This window comes from Streptomyces sp. NPDC007025, from assembly GCF_042869455.1.
Taxonomy (GTDB): Bacteria; Actinomycetota; Actinomycetes; order Streptomycetales; family Streptomycetaceae; genus Streptomyces.
Window position 1 is genome coordinate 18172 of sequence record NZ_JBIAFT010000023.1, and the last position, 20107, is coordinate 38278.

Here is a 20107-nt window from a genome sequence, read left to right on the forward strand (position 1 = left end):
GCGAGGGCCATGGCGGCATCGTGGCGATGCGCGCGGGGCAGGTCCCGTCTCGTCGTGGAGGGCCGCTGTCGGCCGGCTTGCTTCCAGGAGGGTGTGGGTAGACCCGTTCGGCGATTTCATGGCGGCGCCGATGCGGGTGGTCGGGAGCATGGGGTGGACGGGAGGCTTCTTGCCAGCCACCTCATCCCCGTTTCCGAGATGGCCACTTGGTGTCGCAGTACGGCCCACGGACAGCGGGAAGTTCTCTGCTCTGCAGTGAGGAGACGCAGTACGCCGTCGGCCAGCGGCCGACGGCCTGTGAGGTCGAAGACGTAGGCGGCCATGCGACCACACGGTGTATGTCGTTGCCCGTGCCGAGGGGCCGTGCTCGTCCGTGCCCGTATCAGCGGGCCGTAGGACCTTCACCCGGGGGCCACGAACCGCGAGGCGACATCCCGAGTCACCCGCTTACGCCGTTGGTGCTCCCTGTGAACCGGGTGGGCGGTCCGCGGCGGTGGCACCGGCCGGGTCCTTCCCGGCACTTGAGCCTGGCAGACCCCCTGGGTGGCCGCAAGAAGAGCACTTGCGGCCACCCAGGGGGCCCGCCGGACGGCTCGTGCCGGGAAGGACCCGGCGGGCGCCACCGCCGCAGCGGCGGGACGTCCACGCAGTTCACGAGGAGCTGATGAGCATGTCGAAGAAGTCGACCCCGGGTGACGGTGGCGGTCACGGTCTCGGCTCGAAGGGCTTCACCTTCGGTGAGGCGCCCCGCGGCGGCAAGGGCTTCCTGGCCCGGCTCCGCCAGCTGACGGGTCTCTCGGTCACCAAGTGATCGACTGGTCCGCAGGCTTTCGGAACGGGGCTGGTGACACCGCGGCGAACCCGCTGGTGATCGCCGGCCCCGTTCCGGGGGTCGATCTGAGTTCGGTGGGGCTGTTGCTGGCCCCGCCCGTGCTGTCGGGCGAGTTCGTGCCCGTCAGCTTCTGGGAAGGCGTCGAGCGTCTGAGCCCCCAGCCCGTCACTCCGAAGTCGTCACCGCTGGGTCTGCACGCGGCGTTCTCGGCCGCTGTCCGGGAGATGACCGCCCAGGCGCGGGGCATCGGGGTGATGGTCTCCGGCGGGCTCGACTCGCTGGCCGTGCTGCTTCATGCGTGCGCGGTCGCCGAGGGCAGGCGTGTGGTGGCCTTCACCATCGACATTTCCGACGACGTCGGCGGAGGCGCGGTCGCAGAGGTCAAGCGGTTGCTCGACGCCTTCGACCTGGATGTGGAGCTGGTCGTTCTCGACCCGCGGCGTGACCGGCGCGAGCCGGAGTGGTCGCCGGTGGGGCCCCGGCTCGACGGTTTGCCCGAGGTCCACGCGGCCGCCGCAGTGCGGGCGGAGCACCTGGGGCTCGACATCATCCTTTCCGGCGACGGTTCGGATGAACTTCTCGGCACCCCCCGTTACGCCACGACGGCGATCGCCCGACGGCACGGCCTGCAGGGAGCCCGTCAATACCTCAGGGACGTGGCGGGTACCGGTCCGGGCCTGTTCGGGGAGACCGCTGCTGTCGGTTCGCGTCTCGTGTCCCGCCGGTTGCGTGCTCTGGGGTACTGGGCCGAGAACTGGCCCGAGTGGTGCGATCCGGTGGCGCCGTCGATCCTGGCGGAGCCCTACCGGGCGCAGGCGACGGAGTGGTCGCGCCAGTGGGTGGCCGACGAGGTGTCCGCGCACGCCGCGAAGGGCTGGTCCTGGGCGGAGGCCGACGCGTACGACGCGCTGTTCCCTTACACCCTGCCGCCGCCGGTGGGGCGGGTTCCCGAGGAGTCGCCGTTCCTGCACCGCTCCTTCCTGGAGGCGGCGCTGGCGGTGCCGCTGGCCGACCGGTACGGGCCGGGCCTCCCCTCGAAGTACTGGCGGGGCAAGGCGCTGGTTCTGGACCTGCTGCCGCCGGGCGCGACGGCGAAGCTGTCGCCGCGCAAGCAGTACTACAGCGGTGCGCTTGCAGGTCAGGCCGCACTGCTGGACAAGGACCAGCCGCTGCTGCTCAGCGAGGTGGGACTGGTCGATCGGGAACGGCTCGCCCAGGAGCGGGACACGGGGACCCTGATCTACCTGGCCGGCATCGAGCGCTGGCTGAAGGGGGCGCAGCGGCACGGCGCCACGTTCGGCTGACCGGAGAGCTGCCGGTCCAGGTGGGTTGCTGGCCGGGGCGGGATGCCGATCCCGTCCCGGCCCTTTCACGGCAGAAACAGTGACCGGCGAGTCGGTCGGCACGTCGGAGAAGGAGGTCGAGATGAGTGCGAGTCCGAAGGCGGTCGTGACGATGCGGCCGTACGAGAGCGCGGACGAGGGCATGGTCCTGGAGATCGTGAACGAGGACCGGCTCCCCGGTCAGCCTCGGGTCTCCGCCGAGATGCTGGCGGAGGCGCTTGCGGGGCGGTCGGAGATCGACGCGGGGTGGTGGGCGCTGCTGGCGCTGGTGCGTACGGATGTGGCGGTGGACGGCTCGGGCCAGGTGGTCGGAGTGGTGTCGTACGCGGTGCATGCCGCGGAGCCGGTCGGGTTCCTCCTGTGGCTGCACTGCCGGGAGGACGAGTCCCTGGCGACGGCGCTGGTGGACCACGCGTGCGTGGAGCTGGGCACGGATTCCGTGCGTGCCTTCGACTTCGCATCGGCACTGACCCGGGGGCTGGAGGCGCTGCCCGTTCGGCGCCGTCAGGCCACCCACCGGGCCTTGCAGAAGGCGGGGTTCACGGGGGAGAACCTGTGGCGCTACATGCGGATGCCTCTGGAGTCGCGGGAACTTCTGCCCCGCAGTACCGGGGTGAGGGCGCGGCAGTGCGAGGACGGCAACTTCGAGGTGCGGGTTCGTGACCGTTGGGGGCGGAAGACCGGTGAGGTCGTCGTCGGTCCCCCCGTGGCGGGAACCGGCGTGCTGTGGTGGATCTCCGTCGAGGAGCGGGCGCGGGGCCGTGGCCTGGGGCGTGCGCTGGTGGGTTCGGCCCTGGACCTGCTGCTGGAGCAGGGTGCCCGTGAGGTGATCCTGTACGTGGACGACGGGCCTCGCGCGGAGGACGACCGGAGCGCTGCCAACGCGCTGTACGAGTCGGTCGGGTTCGTCGAGGTCGACCGCCTGTGGTTCTACACGCGGGGTCCGCGGCCCTGAGCCGGTGCGGCAGAGGAGGGCTGCGGCCAGGGCCGGGGGCTTGCCGGCCGGGGTGTTCTCCAGGCCTCCGGCGGTGAGGGGCGACCACTGCTGTGGTGCGGGCCTCTGCGCCCCCTTCCCGGTGCCTGAGCCTGCACCACGCCAGGGCGGGGGGTCAACCGAGCAAAAAGCGCGCTCGGTTGACCCCCCGCCCCGACGCGGCGCTGTCGGCCGATCACCGGGAAGGGGACCACAGAGCCCCGGGTCGCAGCAGCGGCCATTCCTCCCGGCCACCGCACAGGAGGAACCGTGGAAGAGATCACCGTCGAGCAGGCACTGCAGGTCCTGGCCAAGAAGCTTCCCTACTTCGCCACGGCGACCGGACACGTGGCGAGGACCTTCGTGAACCAGAAGGGCGACTGGGCGACACTCACCGTCCGCGTGACGAACCAGAACGAGAACACCCGGCGTGAGGACGACTACGTCTCCTTCGTCACCACGAACCGCGGGTGGATCGACGTCATCACGTCGCTGGGGAAGGGCGACTTCGTGAGCGCTCTCAGCCTCGAGTACAAGCACGGGGCCAAGAGGCCCAACGGGACCTACGGCAGCGACCAGCTGGTGCTCAGCGAGGTCGTCGTCCGCCGGAAGGCTGAGAAGCCGGTGGCCACGCCGAAGTTTCTGCAGGGCCTGGTGAAGTAGTCGGCCCGGGAGGGGCGGCCGCCCGCCGCTCCCTCCCGCTCCGCAAGGGCGGTCCCTCGGCTGAGGGGCCGCCCTTCGTCGTGTCCGGCCTGTGGCCTACGGGCCGGAGGACGGCACGTTCGTGGTGAAAGCACTGTCCTGCGGCGCGTTCGTCGCTCCGGTGCCGGAGACCGGGCTCTACCGTCGCGGGTATCACCGCACGGGGAACCTGGTGGCGCAGGACGCGGCACGGACCGCCGCCTTCGTGGCGAATCTGGAGCGTCAGGAGCGCCACTTCGACGCTCCTGACGAAGCCGGGTGGGCCGGCGCGCGGTGACGGGTGACTGACCCGGGTGCTTCCGGCTCCTTACAGGGAGCCGGAAGCACCCGGCGAGCCGGTTCCTTCTCGGCGACCGGCGGGCGATACCGCCGTCATAGGGGGGCCCGTGGCGGTTCCTGCCCGCCGCACGCAGCGTGCCCGTGGGGGAGTGGCGGCCGACGAAGAGCATGTCTGCGGCCACTCCACCCACGGGCCGATCGGCTGCGTCGGGCAGGGCCCACCACGGACCCCCTCCCTCACGACGGAGGCACCGCCCGGCACTGTCGAGAAGGAGCACGTCATGGCCGAAACCTGCCGCACCTGCATGGGCCGGGGCGTCATCATCGTCATCACTGGTAAGGGGAACAGGACCGAGCCCTGCCCGAGTTGCTGATCCACTGGAAGATCACGTCCCGGTGGGGTGGCGGGCTCCGGCGCCGTCGGACCACGGCGGCACCGCAGCCCGCTGTGCCGGCGGGGCGAATTCGGCGGGGTGGGCCGCCGCCTGCGGGGCTGCGCTCCCCGGCTGTCCGCACCGGGCAAGCCACTGCTCCACGCGTCGGCCGTCGGCTCCCCGGGGAACTCCTCCGGCTCGCCCTCATCCCCGGCGCCGGCTGGCAGCTATCCGCAGGGGTCGTGTTCGGTCCTGCCCGCCGCGTGCAGCCTGCGGCAGGAGTGGGGTGGCCGCAAACGGACAGCGTGTTTGCCCCCACCCCGCTCCCGCCGCTGGTCGGCTGCGCCGGGCAGGACCGAACACGGCCCGCCTCCTGGACGGAGGCCACCGTCCGGCACGACCGGAGGAGGAAAACCCATGAAGGAGCAGGACGCCAAGGACACTGGCGGCCAGTCGGACGACCTTCCCCGTCTGACCCGGCCCCCGCGGCCCGGCGGCGGATCCGGGCAGGGCGAGCGCTGAACCCCGGCCCGGCCGGGCAGTCGGTCCCGGTGCCGCCGATCGCGGCGGCACCGGGGCTTCGCCGCGCCGCCCCGCGTGTTTGCGAGTCTCTTCCGGCTCGCGCCCGCCCCGCTCGGGCCGGCGACCATCGGCCGCCGTGCGGTCCGTGGTGGCCCCTGCCCGCCGCTTGCAGCCTGCGCTGGGGGCGGGGCGGCCGCAAACGAAGAGCGCGTTTGCCCCCACCCCGCCCCCAGCGCTGATCGGCTGCGTCGGGCAGGGGCCACCACGGACCGCAACAAGCGGCCTCCCCTCTCCGGCGGAGAGGACCGAGGACATGAAGAACCTCACCCGGAAGAGCGTGCAGGCACTGGCGACCCTGAGCAACGCCTGCCCGAGCAAGGAGGGCGGCAGCTGCGTGTACGTTCTGGGGAAGTGCCTCAAGTGCGGCGGGAGCGAGAGCTGAGCCGTCCGCTGTGAGGCTCGGTGCCCGCCGCAGAGCGGCGGGCACCGAGCCTCGTCCGGTGTCCATGGCGCGGGGCCCACGGGTACCGCGACCCTGCCGAAACTCGCCGGGCCGCCCGCTGAGAGCAGGCCCCGGCGCTGCCAGCGCGGTGGATGCCGGGGCCTCCTTGGCTGCGACCCGTTGCCCGGTGCGCGGGGCCGTCGTCCGTGCCACCTGCTGCTCACCGTTCCTTCACCGCTGACGCGCCTGGTGGTGGCCCCTGTCCGCCGCTTTGAGCCTGCGCTGCGCCAGGGTGGGAAGCAACCGGTCTCGTTCCTCCACCGGTTGCTTCCCACCCTGGCGCAGCGCGGTCGGCACGCGTCGGACAGGGGATCACCACACGCCGCGGACACCGGCGGGGTCCCTTTCCACGAAGGAGGCAACATGGGCAGGAGCCGAAGTCTGATCGTGACGGTGGCCGTGACCCTCGTGCTGGTACTCGCCGTCGTCTTCCTGGTCGCACGATGCCAGGCCGACAACGACAGCTGCAGCGACAACAGCCTCGGGACCACGACGGTGCAGACCGCGGCATTCTCCCCGTCCAAGCACGGCGGGAAGTCCATCTTCAAGCGGGGTGGGAAGCCGAAGCCCGGGAAGCACAGCAGTGGTTCTGGCGGCATCTTCATCTTCCACCACGACTGCGACTGAGACCTGTCCCGGTCGCTGCTCAGCCGCACGACCAGGTGCGGCTGAGCAGCCGGGACCCGACGCCCGCCCGACGCTTCGGCGGGTTCGGAATCCGTGGAGGAGAAGGGGGGTGTGTCCGCCGGGGAGCCGGCGGACACCCCCTCTCGTGCTTCCCGAATCGTCGCATCGCGGGGCTCGGCGCGTGCCCGGCACGCGGCGTAGCCACCCCTCGGCCCATGGCGGCGCCACCGCGCCGTCGCAGGTCCGGCCTTTCCGCCCCGTCCAAGCCCGTCCCAGGCGCCCAGCATCCAGGTCGCGACCAGACCGCGGGAACCGCTCCTCGCCGCCGGTACGCCCTTCTCCTGCGCGGCCTTCGCAGGTACCTGCCCGGGCCGCCCTGGGCGGTCCGCCCTTCCCGCCCCGCGAGCCTGCGCCACGCCAGAACCGGGGGGCAACCACCGCTCCGCAGCGGTTGCCCCCCGATCCCGTCGCGGCGCGGACGGCATCGTGCCGGGAAGGGCAGAGCGCCCAGGGCGGCCCGCACGGGCGCTCCCCGGCTGTCTACAGCAGAGGAGCTGTCATGTTGTTCTCGGAGTGCTACTCCCTCGCAATCGAGGGTCTGGTGGTCAGGGTCGCGTCCGCGGGAGTTCCGGACGAGGGCAAGGGAACGGTCGTCCTGCAGGTGGAGGTCCCCCGGCAGGGGCGGCGGCCGTGGGAGCAGCGCTCGGACTCGTGGATCGTCGAGGTCCCCGCCGGGCAGCTGGAGGCCGCCCAGGCCCTCTACGCCCCGGAGGGCAAGGCCATGCGGGACGTGGAGTACCGGTGGGTCTCGGTCGAGATCGGCGCGGGGCACCTCAAGAAGTCGAGGCCGTTCGCCTGGCTGCGCCGCCTCCTGCGGCAGCCGCTGGAGATCGCTGACGTGAGGCGGGTGGAGTTCGCCGACCTGTACGAGGACGAGGCCGTCTAGGGCCCCGGGGCGCCGCGCGCGTCACGGTGTCGGAAGGCCCCGGTCTCCCACTCCGGTGGGAGACCGGGGCCTTCTCGTGTGTTGTTCCGGGCCGGCTGTTCGATCGGGAGCCGGCCTGGGACCGTGCGAATGCGTGGTGCGGGATCGGTGGCTTCCTACGGCATGTCGCAGACGGCTCAGGTGAGTGCTGGAAGCAGCGGTCGGGGCATGGCGAGTGCTGTCCGGCGGTCGATGTGTGTCGTTGTTCGGGGTGCCGTGGGTCTCGTGCCGGATCGGTGCGCCGGCCGCGGAGGGGCGCGAGGCCGGGGCTCGTCGTGTGGGCCGACTGTTCCGGCGGTGGATTCCGTGGAGTGTGTGCGGGGCGGGGGTCACGTTCGAGGAGCGCGGCGGCATGTGTCGTGCCCGGCGGCGCGGTTGTTCGGGGGTGTCGTCTGGCGTCTGTCGGGCGTGGTGCCGGTGACGGCTCGGGGGTGTTGTCGGGCGGGGACGGTTGGGTGCGGGACGAAGGTGCTGTTCCTGCGCGGTGTGTCGTGGCGGCGGTGACGGTGTGGGCCGGGGACGGCGGGATGGTGCGCGTGCGGGCGTGCTCGGGTGTGAGGTCATCCGGCCGGGCAGAGGAGTGTCCTCTTCGGCCGTGAGCTGTGCAGACGGCTGTCCGTGAGCGTCGCGTGTGAGCGGAGGCCGACAGTCCTGCCGAGGCCAGCAGTCCGATCGTCTCTTCCGCGGTCGGCGGCCACCGAGGGGCTTCTGATGCCCCGTCGTCAGTCCGGTTCCTGTGGAGCCACGCCCGCCTGTTCCCCCGTCCCGGGGCGAGGCGGGCTCCGATGCCCCGCCGAGAACGACCCGGCATCGGAGCTTGACAGGTGGTGGAGGTACCGCGCCTTGCTGCGCTGCGCCCCGGTACCTCCACCACCTGTCCCTGGCACCCCTGCCGGGACGTTCCCGGCGAGGCATCGGAGCCCGCTGTCGGGTCCGAGCCTCCTCTGGAATTGGAGGTGTCATGGGCATGGCAAGTTACGACAGTCTGGCCCTGAGATGGTCGCTGTCGAGGCACTTCGGCCCGCTGACGTGGGTGCTGACCTCGACGTTCACCGGGGTCATGGGCTACTGGGTCCTGACTCTGACGATGCCGTGGTTCGTGTTCTCCACGACCGGCAGCACGAGCCACGCGGGGCTGGTCGTCTTCGCCGAGGTCGCACCGGCCGTCGTGGCACGGTTCCTGGCCGGTCCGGTGGTGGACCGGGTGGGACTGCGCAGGTCGACGTGGATCGGTGCCGCGGTACAGACGGGCTGTATCGCGACGATCGCCGTGCTCGTGAGCATGGACTCGCTTTCCTTCCCGGTGCTGCTGGCGCTCCTGGCGTCGTCGGGCGCTGCGAGCGGAGCGGCCCTGGTGGCGATGGCCGGACTGGCTCCCGCAGCGGCGCGGTACGTCGGCGTCGCCGAGGGCCGCGGTATCAGCCTGGGGACGGCGATGTCGACGGCGGGCCAGGTGTTCGGACCTTCCCTCGGTGCGCTGCTGGCGCCGGTGCCGGTGATCGGCCTGTCGGTGGTGACCGCGTTGTTCGCGGCGAACGCGTTGATCGTCGGTGTGGCGTTGCCGCACGGCATGGAGCCGGACCACGCCCAGGCGGGACCGGGTGAGAGCAAGCTCGGGTACTGGCGGAGCCTCCGTGAAGGAGTCAGCTACTTCCGCAGGGACGGCCTGTTGGTCAGGCTGCACGTGATGCTGGGCTCCATGGAGTTCCTCGTCGCGCCGATGAGCGGTGTGTTCCTGCCCCTGTGGGCCAGGGAGACTCACGCAGGACCGGGAGCGATCGGGGCACTCGTCAGCGCGGCGGCGCTCGCGGGCTTCGCGGGAAGTCTGGTTGCCGTGCCGGTCATCGAGCGGGTGCGGCCTTCGGCGATCATGGCCGTCGGCTACCTGCTGATCGTGCCTCAGCCGCTGGTGCTGGCCCTGGGGGCACCGACGTGGCTGGTGATGGTGTCCTGGATCGCCGCCGGTTTCGCCGGTGCGTTCCCCTACTCGGTGGTGGGGCGGATCCTCTACCAGTGGCCCCCGGAGAAGTTCCGGAGCCGGGTCAGGTCCGTCGGCGGTGCGGCGTCCAAGACGGGCGGCGCTCTCGGCGGGCTCGCCGCGGGGCTGATCGTGGACCGCTTCGGACTGACCGTGCCGCTGATCGTGGCCGCGGTCCTGTACCTCCTGGTGACCCAGAGCACGGTGCTCCGCAAGGAGGTCCGATCGCTCACCCCGAGGATCCGGGAGGACCGTCCGCAGACAGAGCTCCTGGCGAAGGAGCCCACCGGGTGACCGGTCGGCCGCTGCTCACTCCGGTGGGCAGTGGCCGACCGGCTGACCGGATCGGTCTGTTCGGCCCGGGTGCCATGGGGCACCGGGCCGCCTTCCGGTGGGCGGCGTTCCCCGGAACGGCCGCGCAGCACTTCTGCGCGGGATCTCTGCGAGCCGTGACTCAACTCCTGGGCCCACGAACTCTTCCTCTGCGCAGAGTCGGACAGATACCGCCGCCCGCTCGGCGCGATGTCCCGCCCCGTCGCCGACCGGGCACACACCCGGCGACGTATCGACAGAGCACATCCGCGCCGTCCTGCTGTTGCCCGCGTGCGTGCGTGCATTGTTCCGATCCGCCGCTTGCGGCGCGGCGTCTTCACAGCCGGCCGCGGGCTGACCCCGCCACACCGGCTCCCGCTGTTTCCGGCCTCCCGCACCTCCGTGCGCACGGGCCCACTTGGTGAGTCCGTGGTGGGTCCTGCCCGCCGTGCGCAGCCTGCCCCGGGGCGGGGGCGGTCGCAAACCAGAAGCGTGTTTGCTCCCGCCCCGCGCCCGGGGCTGATCGGCCACGCCGGGCAGGGCCCACCACGGGTCCCTCCCTCAACGCGGAGCTACCGCCCGGCCTTGTCGAGAAGGAGCGCACCATGACGAAACAGGGCGGCATCTGGACGGACGCCGGCGGTCACGAGCCCCGGCCCGCGCCCCCTCAGCCCGAGCCTCCCCAGCCTCAGGACGAGACCGGTTCGGATGGGGACGACTGACCCGGCAGAGCTGGTGGTCCCCGGTACCGCCGGTACCGGGGTTCACCGTGTACGACCGCTCGGATGCGGCAGGTCCCGCACGCTCGGCTGCTCGTCAACGGAAGCTGGTTCCGGCATCAGTGAGGGGGGTCCGTGGAGGTCCCTGTCCGCCGCTTGCAGCCTGCCCCGGGGGCGGGGTGGCCGCAAACCAAAGACGCGTTTGCCTCCACCCCGCCCCCGGGGCTGATCGGCTGCGTCGGGCAGGGCCCACCACGGACCCCCTCCCTCACGACGGAGGCACCGCCCGGCACCGTCGAAGGAGCACACTGTGCAGCACCCCACCGAGGACATCTGGAGCGGCAAGACGACTGCCTCCGAGGACGCCCCCGACGCCGGGAACTTCACGGCTGAGGACGTTCCTCTCTCCGGATCGGACAGCGACGACTCCTCCGGAGGGTGAGGCGACTGTGACTCGCCTCTGACGAGTCGGCCCCGGGACCGCCATCGCGGCGGTGCCGGGGCCTTTTTCGTGTTCGGAGAGCCGCGGTCTCTGGCTGGTCGGCGATCTCTCACAAGCGCCGTCCGCGATGTCCGCCGGTACAGCGTCGAAGTGTTGGACCCGCCAGGCTTTTGCCCCCCCCGTGACCGCGGTCCTGTCCTCCCCGGGAACGTGTCGGCTTCACGACTGGGCTCGTGCAGGTGAACCGTTCACCGTGCCGATCCCGCCGCGGTGCTTCCCCCGTTCTCCGACTCGTGCTCAGCCGCTGCGGTCCCGGCGGTCCTTTTCCGCATTCGCTTGCTGAATCGCCTGCCGTCTTTCCCGAGCTCGGCTTGTGCAGGCCTCAGCTGTCTTCGACAGCCGGGCGGTGCCTCCGTCGTGAGGGGGGTCCGTGGAGGTCCCTGTCCGCCGCTTGCAGCCTGCCCCGGGGGCGGGGTGGCCGCAAACCAAAGACGCGTTTGCCCCCACCCCGCCCCCGGGGCTGATCGGCTGCGTCGGGCAGGGCCCACCACGGACCCCCTCCCTCACGACGGAGGCACCGCCCGGCACCGTCGAAGGAGCAGGTCATGGCTGGCAAGAAGAAGCCCACCGCCGCTGACAAGGCCGAGCGGAGGGCGAAGGTCATCGAGAAGCGCGTCGACCGGATCGGGGACGCCGCGCTGAAGGGGAAGCGCCCCCTTTTCGGCAAGAGGGACAAGAGCTGAAGCACTCCGCCGAGTCACCGCGGAACAACCGGCCCTGGGGCCGCCAGAACACCGGCGGCCCCAGGGCCTTTCGCGTGTGAGGGTCGCCGTCGCGAACCGGACGCGGTCAGACAGGGTTCGCCATCGGCGCGTCCGGCGCGGGCACTCCGGCAGCCGGGCCGGCCGGCCCACCCGGCTCTTTCGCCGCACGCGGCGCGTGCTGGTCGGCAGACTGCTCTGCCGACGACGGCCGCTCAACCACTGGCTGCTCCGCCACCGCGGGCTCTTCGGCTGTCGACGCACGCCCGTCAGCCGTCCGGTCGGCCGCCCGGAAAGGGGCGGCGTGCTCCTCATGCGTCGCCAGGTACTCCCGTATCTCGGCCGCAGTCAGCCCGAGGGCGGCGGCGGCGTCGCGCCGGCCGCCGAATGCGGTGACGGCTTCGGCGACGGCGGTGGCCACCTCGCGGCGGGCGTCCTCCAGCTTGGCCATGCGCTGGTCGTAGGCGGTGATCGAGGTGAGCTGGGCGGCCTGGCGCCGCTTGGCCTCTTCCAGTTCGCGCTTGTGCTGCTCGCGAAGGGCTTGGCGTCGTTCCTGGAGGCGTTCGTTGTGTCGTGACGTCATGTCCGCAGATGCTTCCGGACCACCTCGTCCGTCACAAGAGCCTCTGATGTCCCATCACTGTCACAGAAGAGGAAAGTGTCGGTCTGTGAGCCCTCAGCTCCGTGAGGGCTCACAGACCGACACTTGGTAATCAGTCACACCTCTTGCTATTCGTCGTCGAGTACTGTGAACTGCATTCATGCCCAGCCTGGTTGTCCCCTCTGAGTCGCCGCGGAACGCGCACGCGGCAGGCTTCGGGGGGCGTCGGTGATCACGCTGCATCCGATATCGGCGGGCTCCGGAATCGACTACCTGATGCGCACCGTCTCCGGCGACGATGTGGAGGCCGGGAACAAGCAGCTGACCGCCCAGTGGGCTGAGGGCGGAGACACTCCCGGCGAGTGGATCGGAGCCGAGGCCGCAGCGATCGGACTGTCGGGGACGGTCACCCAGGAGGACGCCGACGCGATCTTCAAGGACGCCGTCGACCCGGTCGGCGGTAAGCCGATGGGTCGTGCATGGCCGCGCTACACACCCGCCGACGAACTGTTCGCCAAGTACCTGGCCGCCGAACCGAAGGCGAGCGAGGCACGCCGTCAGCAGCTCCAGGCCAAGGCCGACAAGGAAGGAAACCGCACCGCGCGAGCGGGCTGGGAGATGGTCCTCTCACCCGTCAAGAGCTTCTCGCTGCTGTGGGCCACAGCCGACGACGAGCAGCGCGCACGGCTCCAGGCCGTGGAGCGCTCGGCATTCGAGAAAGTCTTCGCACGCATCGAGGACGAGGTGTGCTGGACCCGGGTGGGACCGACGGCGGCATCCCAGATCCAGGTCCCCGGACGGGGCTTCATCGGTGCCGTCTTCACCCACCGAAGCTCCCGCACCGGCGACCCGGACTTCCACCGGCACCTGGAGATCAGCTCAAAGGTACGCACCGAGGACGGCCGCTGGCTGGCCCTGGACGCACGGCCGCTGCACGCCCGACTGGTGGAGTTCTCCGAGCTGTACACCGCCGAGGTGGAGCGAGGAATGGCGGCGGAGTTCGAGGTTCTCGCCGACGTCCGGCAGAGTTCGCTACGGCCCGCGCGGCGCCCGGTGCGGGAGTTCCTCGGAGTGGGCGAGAAGGCCGTCCGAGACTTCTCGCAGCGACGTCGCAGCACCGAGACCGAGTTGGCCTCGATGACCCGAGAATTCGTGGCCCGGGAGGGGCGTGAGCCCACCCGCGCGGAGGAGTACAAGCTGGCTCAGGCTGCCACGCTCAGCGCCCGTCCGGACAAGCAGCCCAGCACCGTCGAGGAGGAGCGCGGCAGGTGGATCGCGCAGGCCCGGGAGCTGGGAATCCCGCACCCCGAGGATCTCCTGCGGCGTGCGGCCGAGGTCTCCCGGGAACAGACCGAGACCGCTCCCGAGCCCGACGTTCCGCTGACCGGGATACCCGGAAGAGCGCTGCGCATCCTGGAAGGACAGCGCGCCCAGTGGACCCGATCCAACGCGGCAGCCGAGATCTGCCGGCAGCTCGTGGAGACGGGCTGGCACGTGCGGCTGGACGACGAAGCGTTCACGCGGACAGTGGAACGAGCCACCGACGCACTGCTCGACCCGGACCTGTGTGCGCGCCTGGACGCCCCCGACGCGGTGGCGCTTCCGGAGCGCTTCCGCCGGGCGGACGGCGGCTCCGTCTTCGAGCCGGTCGCCACCGGTCAGGTCTTCACCTCGCACGGTCTCCTGGCCGCGGAACAGGACCTGGTGGAGGCCGCGACCCGACCTGCCCCGGTGCGCACTCTGACCCCCGGAAAGGTCGACGACGCCCTCGCAGCCGGAGACGAGGAGCGCGGATTCCGGCCCAGCGCGGAACAGCGGCAGGTCGTACGGAACCTGCTGGGTTCCGACGTGCGCGTGAGCGCGGTCATCGGCCCCGCGGGCACCGGGAAGACCACCATCATGCGGCTGGTGCGCGAAGCCGCGGACGCCCACGATCTTCCCGTACTGGGACTGGCGGGCGGCCAGGTGCAGGCCGACAACCTGGGCGAGGAAGCCGGCATCCGGGCGGAGAACATCGCCCGCTGGCGCTACATGAGCGAGCGGCACGGCGGAGCCCAGTGGTCGCTGCAGCCCGGGCAGATCGTCATCGTCGACGAGGCCGGCCAGGCCTCCACACCCGACCTGCACGCGCTGGCCGAACAGGTCGAAACGGCGGGCGGACGGCTGCTGTTGGTGGGGGACCCCCGGCAGCTCGGTTCCCCCGGCGTGGGCGGCGCGCTCGCCCTCGTCGAGGCCGACGCGGGTGCGCAGTACCTGTCGGAGGTGCGCCGCTTCCGCGACGCCGACAAGACCATCCGCCGCTGGGAAGTCGACGCCGCGACGGCGCTCTCGCGCGGTGACGCGGACGCCTCCTTCGACGCCTATGCGCAGCGCGGCCGCATCGCGCACGGCGGTGCCGAAACCATGCTCGACGCCGTCTACACCGCTTGGCGGCAGGACGCCGGCGACGGACTGAAGTCCGTCATGATCGCCTCCAGCAACGCACTCGTTGCGCAGCTGAACGAGCGTGCGCGCAGCGACCTGGCGGCCCGTGGCGAGGTCGACACCGCTGCCGAGACCGCCCTGAGCGACGGCAACCGGGCGGGCGCCGGGGACCGGGTCGTCACCCGCGCCAACGACCGCCGGTTGCGCACTCACGACGGCCGCCAGTGGGTGCGCAACGGTGACACCTGGACGGTGGAAGCCGTCGAGGACGGTGGAGGTCTCACCGCCGTCCACGACCGCACCGGCCGCCGCGTCACCCTGCCCGGCAGCTATGTGTCCGAAGCGGTGGAGCTCGGCTACGCGGTCACCAAGGACCGCGCACAAGGGCTCACGGTCGACACGGGACACGCCCTGTTCGACAGCTCCATGGACCGCAACGGCGCCTACCCCGCACTCACCCGGGGACGCCTGGCCAACCACGCCTATCTGATCACCTCCGAGCCCGCCGACCCGGAGACCGGCCGGCCCGGGCCGCGCCTCACGGCCCGCCAGGTGTGGCAGTCCACGCTGCGCCGCGACGGCACCCAGCAGTCCGCCACCATGACCGCCCGCCGCAGCCAGGAAGCAGCCCGTTCGGTGCGTACGCACACAGCCAGGCTGGCCTTCGTGCTCGACCGGATCGCCGACGACCGGGCCCGCAGCGCCGTCACCGAACTGCTCGGAGAACCCGCCGCGGAGCAACTGCTCTCCGCTCCCGCCTGGCCCGCGCTGCGCGCCCAACTGGGACGGTTCGCCGAGGACGGGATCGACACCGACCGGCTGCTGGAGACGACGTGGCACCAGCGGGGCTTCCTCGACGGCGACGGCAGACCGGTACGGGACATCGCCGCCGTCGTGCACGCCCGCAACGCCCGCGCCGTCGACCCGGACGAGGGGACCCCGCACGCCTTCCGGCGCGCGCAGGACGCGCCCCGACCGGCCACGGCCCCGCAACTGCTCGCCCCCGTTCCGTCGGTCAGCGGGGACCCGCTCCCGGCGCTCGGACTGCTGCTGCCCGAGGCGGTGCCGGGCGACGATGCGCAGACCGTGCAGGCCGCCCGGGACCTGGCCGCGGCCGCACGAGAGCGTGCCGTCCAGCTCGGCGAAGCCGCCCAGACGGATGCCGAAGCCGAGCGGGGATGGGCCGCCGCATACGGCCCCCGCCCCGCGGACGCGCGGGAGGCGCAGGCGTGGCAGGAGCGTCTCACCGCAGCGGCTGTCTACCGTGACCTGGCCGGACACGACGGCCCCGCACCCACCGGACCCGCCCCCTCCGCCGAGGGTATGGACGCCGCCCTGCGCGGTGTGTGGCGCGCCGCGCAGCCGCCGCTCGCCACCGCTCCCGGGGTCGAGGAACTGGCCGCCCGGCCCCCGGCCTGGCTCGAGGCGATCGGCCCGCGCCCGAGCGCCGGTGAGGAGGCCCGCAGCCTGTGGGACCGGGCCGCTTCCGCAGCTCTGGCCTACCGCGAACTGTGGGAGTTCGGCGCCGAGAACGTGGCCCTGGGACAGCGTCCCGGCGACCCGGTGGCCGCCGCAGACTACGATGCCGCGACTGCCGCGATCGCCGCCTGCCGGGCCGCTTCAGCCCCTCCGTCCCCGTCGCAGCAGCCGGGCGCAATGAACGAGGACGCACTGCGCCGCACAGACCACCGCGGACGGCACGGTGCCGACCGGGTGCAGCGCGTGGAAGAGGCCCTCGCACAGCTCCACCGTGCGGAGACGGCGCGGGACGCCGCCCGGCAGGACGCACTCGACGCCGGCAACCGCGCCCAGGCGCTGCCCGACGCGGACACCCCCGCACGCCAGGAGCGTGCCCGTCAGCTGGCCGAACGGGCATCCCGGGCACAGGAGAATGCCTCCGCCCAGGAGCGGCTAATCGCCGAGGCACGGGAGACCCTCACCGAGCTGGCTCCCGGCCTGCTCGAGGACCGTGCGCACGCCCGCCGAGGCTCCGACGCCCGCCGGGAGCTGGCCCGCCGCACCCTGCGAGGCATCCCCGAGACCGACCAGGCCGCCGCAGCGGATTCCCCCGTGCCCCCGTGGCACGAGCGGCCCCACGGAAGGCTCACCGACACCCAGCTGCGCGAGGCGCACCGGCGGGCGCTCGATGCCGCCAAGGCCGCCGACAGCAGCGCCGACGAGCAGCAGACACAGGCCGGGCGACTGGCCGCCGAGGCGGTACCCGGCGGTCGGATCGAGCAGCGCGTATCAGCCCAGGCGGCCCGCGTCGAGGCCATCACCCGATGGCGCGACGCCCGCCGGCAGGCCGCAGCCACCCGCACACAGACCGCGGAGAACACCGCCCGCCGGCAGGAGACCGCCGCACGACTGGCGGCGACTCAGCGCATGGGGCTGCCCGCAGTGCGCGGAGCGGAACGACGCGCCCTCGAGGAGCACCTGCGTCGCCTGGAGGAGCAGGCGGCCCGCCTCGCCGAGGAGCTCGCCCAGACCGAACGGCACCGCGACGAGGCCGCAGTCACCGCCGGGGAACCCGCCCGCCACGAACAGCTCCTCAACGACTGGCAGGAAGCCGGAGGAACCTTCGACGCTGCTCTCGCCCGGGCGCGGACGACCGCGGACGAGGACGCGCGGGCCGCCGGTGCGGAGGCCGGGCGCATGCGCGACCGCTCCCGGCAGTTCCGTGAGACGGCCACCGCGCTCCGGCACGAGGCAAGCGTGCGCGCCACTCTTCCCCAGAGCAGGAGGACGGCAGAACAGGCTGCCCGGGAGCAGCAGGCCATCCGGCCCCAGCAGCGTCCCGCACCCGCCGCGACACCCCAGCAGCGCCCGGAATCCCCGCGGCGCGACGGGCCGCGTCAAGCGAGGTGACCTTCGCCCGAAAGGCCCGGGCGGGCTGAACGTCCCGCACGGACCGCGGCCGCGAAGGAAGCTGTCGACCGGGTCGGGTCCGGTACCCGGACCGGGAACGGGTCCTCGGCGCCGCTACCGCGACAGTCCGGACATGGGTTCCCGCTGCTCGTCCGGACGCACATCGGCGAGTTCGGATCCGTTCTCGTCACGGATGAGACCGCCGGACGCGGCACCGCCCCGATTCACGGACGAACCCGATCCCCCGCGTGGTCGCGTAGCGCAGAAGCCACCCGGCCAGGTCCATCGTCACCCCGAAGTCGTCCTCGTGGACGCAGGTGCGCACTGCTAGCGCCCACGGCTCGATCCCGTGCGGATCCGGCCTGTCCACGGCCCGGACCAGCAGGGAGCAACCGGCTCCACGCCTCCGTACCCGTTCGTCCGCGGCGGAGGCGGCCCGTCCGTCTCCTGTGCGCCGACGGCGGTCCGCAGGGAGTCGGTGGCAGGGCAGCACGGCGAACGCGGTTCTGTGACGAAGTCGGAGCCCAACTGTCCTACTACGCAGGGGTGTTCGGCCACACGGGACTGCGAAGATCACTAGTGTGATGCCGTTCGGCAGCAACACCGGCTTTGCGCGGAGGAATGGTGTGACCGCAATATCTGAATCACTGCTCGACGAGATTCGGCCCGGCGCTTGGGACGAGCTGACAGCGGGCGTCTACGACACCCTCCTGGCCGCTATGGACCAGGCCCAGGAAGTGTGTACCGCCCGCATCGAGCATGCGGGCTCTCCCTTCGTCCCGGACGAGAACCAGCGCCGACGCTGGCTGAGCGTCAGCCGTCGCATCAGCGAATGGCGCACGGCGATCCGGCCGGACAACCACGAGGCGGTCGAGGCGGCGCGTGCCTACTGCGTCCAGATTGTCGACGACTACGCCACGGTGCGTCCCCTGCACGAAGCCGTGGTCGACGGCAGGGCGCTCTCACTGACCCCGGAGGGCGCGGCGATCCTGATCGAGGGGCGCTGGTGGATCGCCAGGGGCGACCGCTACGCCCCACTCGACCCGGACGACGCCGACCAGGCCGCTCTCATCACCGCGTTCGAGCGTCAGGCCGCCGAGCTGGGCCGGCTGGCGCAGGCAGAGCCAGAAGCGGTCGGGTCAGTGCGACGGGACCGTAGCGAGAACGGGGAGCGGTAAGTGGCCGAAGAAGCGAAGGAGCCGGTTGGCGGTCTCCCCGGCCCGGACTACCAGGCGGCGCTGCTGAGACACCTGTACTCCGAATGGGAGATCGCGAGAGTGTCCGAGGTCATGGAGGTCCTCACACCCGACCATTTCACCGGGCACTATACGGACATGTTCCGGGCCTTGGCGGAAGCTCACAGGGCCGCCATTGAGCCTGGCGACGACCCGTTCATGTGGAGCCGGCGTGCAGACATAGTGGGGACGTACCTGGAGGAAGCCGGCATGCCGCTGCCTGTCTTCGAAGAGGCAGTGAACTTCTCCGAATGGATCCCGCTCGACACCTGTGTCCAGGCGCTCATCCTGCAGAAGGAGGTGCACGACGTCGCCCAGGCGTACACCCCGCCCGTTCAGCCCGGCACCTCCCTGGACAAGGCGGGCGACGCGGTGGATGCGGCGCTGCCGGCACAGCACTCCTACCCGCCACCGCCCGCCGACCCACCGGAGGAGCCGACCGTGGTCGTCGTCGCCGGGGCCGAGGGCAGCGGTACCGGAGCGGTCTCCTACCTCGCACACGAGCAACTGGCCCGCCGCGGTCCGGTCGTCCAGCTCGGTCACGAGTACGACGCCAGCCACCCCGCTTACCAGACCATCATCCAGGAGTCCGGGGCACGCGGCTCTGAGGAACGCCACCTGGTGGCCGCTCAGCACACCATCGAGCGCGGCACGAACGCCGTCCTGCACACCGACGCCCGCGACCCGCAGGCCCTCGCCGCCGACCTGGAGCGTTTCCAGCAGGCTGGCTACCGCGTGGAATTCGCTGCGGTGGCGACACCGGAGGCGATGCGCAAGCTCAACTCCCTCGAGACCCAGCTCATAGGACGCCGCTTCGTGCGGCAGGTCGCCGAGCCGGCGCCGAACCGGCTGGGGGAGTGCGCCGACCGCGCTGCGGCGATGGGCGCCAACGTGCGGGTCTTCCGGCCGGACGGAACCGCTGTGGCCTCGCCCGCGCTGCGGTCCGGCGAGCGCAGCCCCTCGCAGGTCGTGGAGAGTGTGGCCGGGCGTGAATGGGACAGCCGGATGGGGCTGCGCGCCGCTGCGAAGGCGGCGCGGCTCGCTGCCAGGACCACGAACCCGCAGGTTCAGATGGCGGTCCAGGAGGCTGCCCTGGAAGCCGGACGGCAGCATGCGGGGGACTGGCAGTGGACGATGGAGACGGCTGTCCGACTCCCCGAGAATTCCAAGGGGCCGCGGTGGGGCGCGGGCCGCCGGGCGCGGGCCGCCGGCCCACTGGCCGCACGCACCGATCTCGAACTGGAGAACATGCTGGAGAGCGGCATGCAGCGCTACCAGAAGGCCCAGCAGGACGCCTTCAGCGCGGAGGAGCGCGGCGATGAGCTCAGTAAGCAGAACAAGCCGGAGGAAGCACGGGCCTTCTACGACAATTCGGAGTTCGCCCAGGAGTCGGCCCGTACCTATAAGGGCCTGGTGACCGACGTCCTGTCCGAGGAACGCCGCCGGGCGACCCTCACCCCGCGCCAGCGGCAGGCGGAGCTGCAGGTGACGGGTCGGAGCATGGCCCGGGTGCAGCCGCCGCCGGCCGCGCGTACCGCCATCGGCGTCGCCCCGCCGCCGCGGACCCGGGCTGCCGTACGCGGGTGAGCGGTGCCGGACACCGGCGGGGCGCGGGTGCCGGATATGGG

Annotated in this window: 15 protein-coding genes; 14 read left to right on the top strand and 1 reads right to left on the bottom strand. The window is 71.9% G+C overall.

Annotation, left to right across the window (positions count from 1 at the left end):
- Positions 1-670: 670 nt before the first annotated feature.
- The 11 genes from ACFYMO_RS31375 to ACFYMO_RS31425 all read left to right on the top strand — a co-directional run bounded on the left by ACFYMO_RS31375 (position 671) and on the right by ACFYMO_RS31425 (position 11333).
- A complete protein-coding gene (locus ACFYMO_RS31375; protein ID WP_388550810.1) occupies positions 671-811 on the top strand; it encodes a hypothetical protein in 141 nt (46 codons plus the stop codon).
- Positions 808-2136, top strand: coding sequence for an asparagine synthase-related protein (locus tag ACFYMO_RS31380; RefSeq protein ID WP_388550812.1), 1329 nt, complete (start codon positions 808-810; stop codon positions 2134-2136). Before ACFYMO_RS31375 ends, ACFYMO_RS31380 begins: the two co-directional genes overlap by 4 nt.
- Before the next feature lie 121 nt (positions 2137-2257).
- Positions 2258-3130: a GNAT family N-acetyltransferase gene (locus tag ACFYMO_RS31385; protein ID WP_388550815.1), complete on the top strand. Its 873-nt coding sequence runs from the start codon at positions 2258-2260 to the stop codon at positions 3128-3130.
- 288 nt (positions 3131-3418) lie between these two features.
- A complete protein-coding gene (locus ACFYMO_RS31390) occupies positions 3419-3811 on the top strand; it encodes a hypothetical protein (protein ID WP_388550818.1) in 393 nt (130 codons plus the stop codon).
- A 91-nt stretch (positions 3812-3902) separates the two neighbouring features.
- On the top strand, positions 3903-4127 hold the full coding sequence (locus ACFYMO_RS31395) for a hypothetical protein (RefSeq protein WP_388550821.1): 225 nt from the start codon (positions 3903-3905) through the stop codon (positions 4125-4127).
- Between the two features lie 1211 nt (positions 4128-5338).
- Positions 5339-5467, top strand: a complete 129-nt coding sequence (locus tag ACFYMO_RS31400) for a hypothetical protein (protein WP_388550824.1) — start codon at positions 5339-5341, stop codon at positions 5465-5467.
- A 423-nt stretch (positions 5468-5890) separates the two neighbouring features.
- The gene (locus tag ACFYMO_RS31405) at positions 5891-6154 is read left to right on the top strand and encodes a hypothetical protein (RefSeq protein ID WP_388550826.1); all 264 of its coding nucleotides are present in this window, start codon (positions 5891-5893) and stop codon (positions 6152-6154) included.
- Between the two features lie 559 nt (positions 6155-6713).
- On the top strand, positions 6714-7100 hold the full coding sequence (locus ACFYMO_RS31410) for a hypothetical protein (protein WP_027761610.1): 387 nt from the start codon (positions 6714-6716) through the stop codon (positions 7098-7100).
- A 1006-nt stretch (positions 7101-8106) separates the two neighbouring features.
- Positions 8107-9411: an MFS transporter gene (locus tag ACFYMO_RS31415; protein WP_388550829.1), complete on the top strand. Its 1305-nt coding sequence runs from the start codon at positions 8107-8109 to the stop codon at positions 9409-9411.
- A 1047-nt stretch (positions 9412-10458) separates the two neighbouring features.
- A complete protein-coding gene (locus ACFYMO_RS31420) occupies positions 10459-10590 on the top strand; it encodes a hypothetical protein (protein WP_388550832.1) in 132 nt (43 codons plus the stop codon).
- A 605-nt stretch (positions 10591-11195) separates the two neighbouring features.
- Positions 11196-11333 (top strand): hypothetical protein, encoded by a 138-nt coding sequence (locus ACFYMO_RS31425; RefSeq protein ID WP_158687932.1) that lies wholly within the window; start codon positions 11196-11198, stop codon positions 11331-11333.
- Positions 11334-11439: 106 nt separating this feature from the next.
- Here ACFYMO_RS31425 and ACFYMO_RS31430 read toward each other — a convergent pair whose 3' ends face one another.
- A complete protein-coding gene (locus ACFYMO_RS31430; RefSeq protein ID WP_388550835.1) occupies positions 11440-11934 on the bottom strand; it encodes a hypothetical protein in 495 nt (164 codons plus the stop codon).
- Between the two features lie 246 nt (positions 11935-12180).
- Here ACFYMO_RS31430 and mobF point away from each other — a divergent pair, with 246 nt between their 5' ends.
- From mobF to ACFYMO_RS31445, 3 genes are all read left to right on the top strand, one after another.
- Complete coding sequence (gene mobF / locus ACFYMO_RS31435; protein WP_388550838.1) at positions 12181-17244, top strand: MobF family relaxase; 5064 nt, start codon at positions 12181-12183, stop codon at positions 17242-17244.
- 626 nt (positions 17245-17870) lie between these two features.
- Complete coding sequence (locus ACFYMO_RS31440; protein WP_388550841.1) at positions 17871-18422, top strand: hypothetical protein; 552 nt, start codon at positions 17871-17873, stop codon at positions 18420-18422.
- 267 nt (positions 18423-18689) lie between these two features.
- Positions 18690-20066: a zeta toxin family protein gene (locus ACFYMO_RS31445; RefSeq protein ID WP_388550844.1), complete on the top strand. Its 1377-nt coding sequence runs from the start codon at positions 18690-18692 to the stop codon at positions 20064-20066.
- The last annotated feature ends 41 nt before the right edge of the window (positions 20067-20107 follow it).

What these genes read in the sequence shown, in the direction of transcription:
- ACFYMO_RS31445 (WP_388550844.1), top strand. Translation starts at nt 18,690, where the DNA reads ATGCCGCTGCCTGTCTTCGAAGAGGCAGTGAACTTCTCCGAATGGATC.
- ACFYMO_RS31400 (WP_388550824.1), top strand. Translation starts at nt 5,339, where the DNA reads ATGAAGAACCTCACCCGGAAGAGCGTGCAGGCACTGGCGACCCTGAGC.
- ACFYMO_RS31385 (WP_388550815.1), top strand. Translation starts at nt 2,258, where the DNA reads ATGAGTGCGAGTCCGAAGGCGGTCGTGACGATGCGGCCGTACGAGAGC.
- ACFYMO_RS31410 (WP_027761610.1), top strand. Translation starts at nt 6,714, where the DNA reads ATGTTGTTCTCGGAGTGCTACTCCCTCGCAATCGAGGGTCTGGTGGTC.
- ACFYMO_RS31375 (WP_388550810.1), top strand. Translation starts at nt 671, where the DNA reads ATGTCGAAGAAGTCGACCCCGGGTGACGGTGGCGGTCACGGTCTCGGC.
- ACFYMO_RS31415 (WP_388550829.1), top strand. Translation starts at nt 8,107, where the DNA reads ATGGCAAGTTACGACAGTCTGGCCCTGAGATGGTCGCTGTCGAGGCAC.
- ACFYMO_RS31430 (WP_388550835.1), bottom strand. Translation starts at nt 11,934, where the DNA reads ATGACGTCACGACACAACGAACGCCTCCAGGAACGACGCCAAGCCCTT.
- ACFYMO_RS31405 (WP_388550826.1), top strand. Translation starts at nt 5,891, where the DNA reads ATGGGCAGGAGCCGAAGTCTGATCGTGACGGTGGCCGTGACCCTCGTG.
- ACFYMO_RS31425 (WP_158687932.1), top strand. Translation starts at nt 11,196, where the DNA reads ATGGCTGGCAAGAAGAAGCCCACCGCCGCTGACAAGGCCGAGCGGAGG.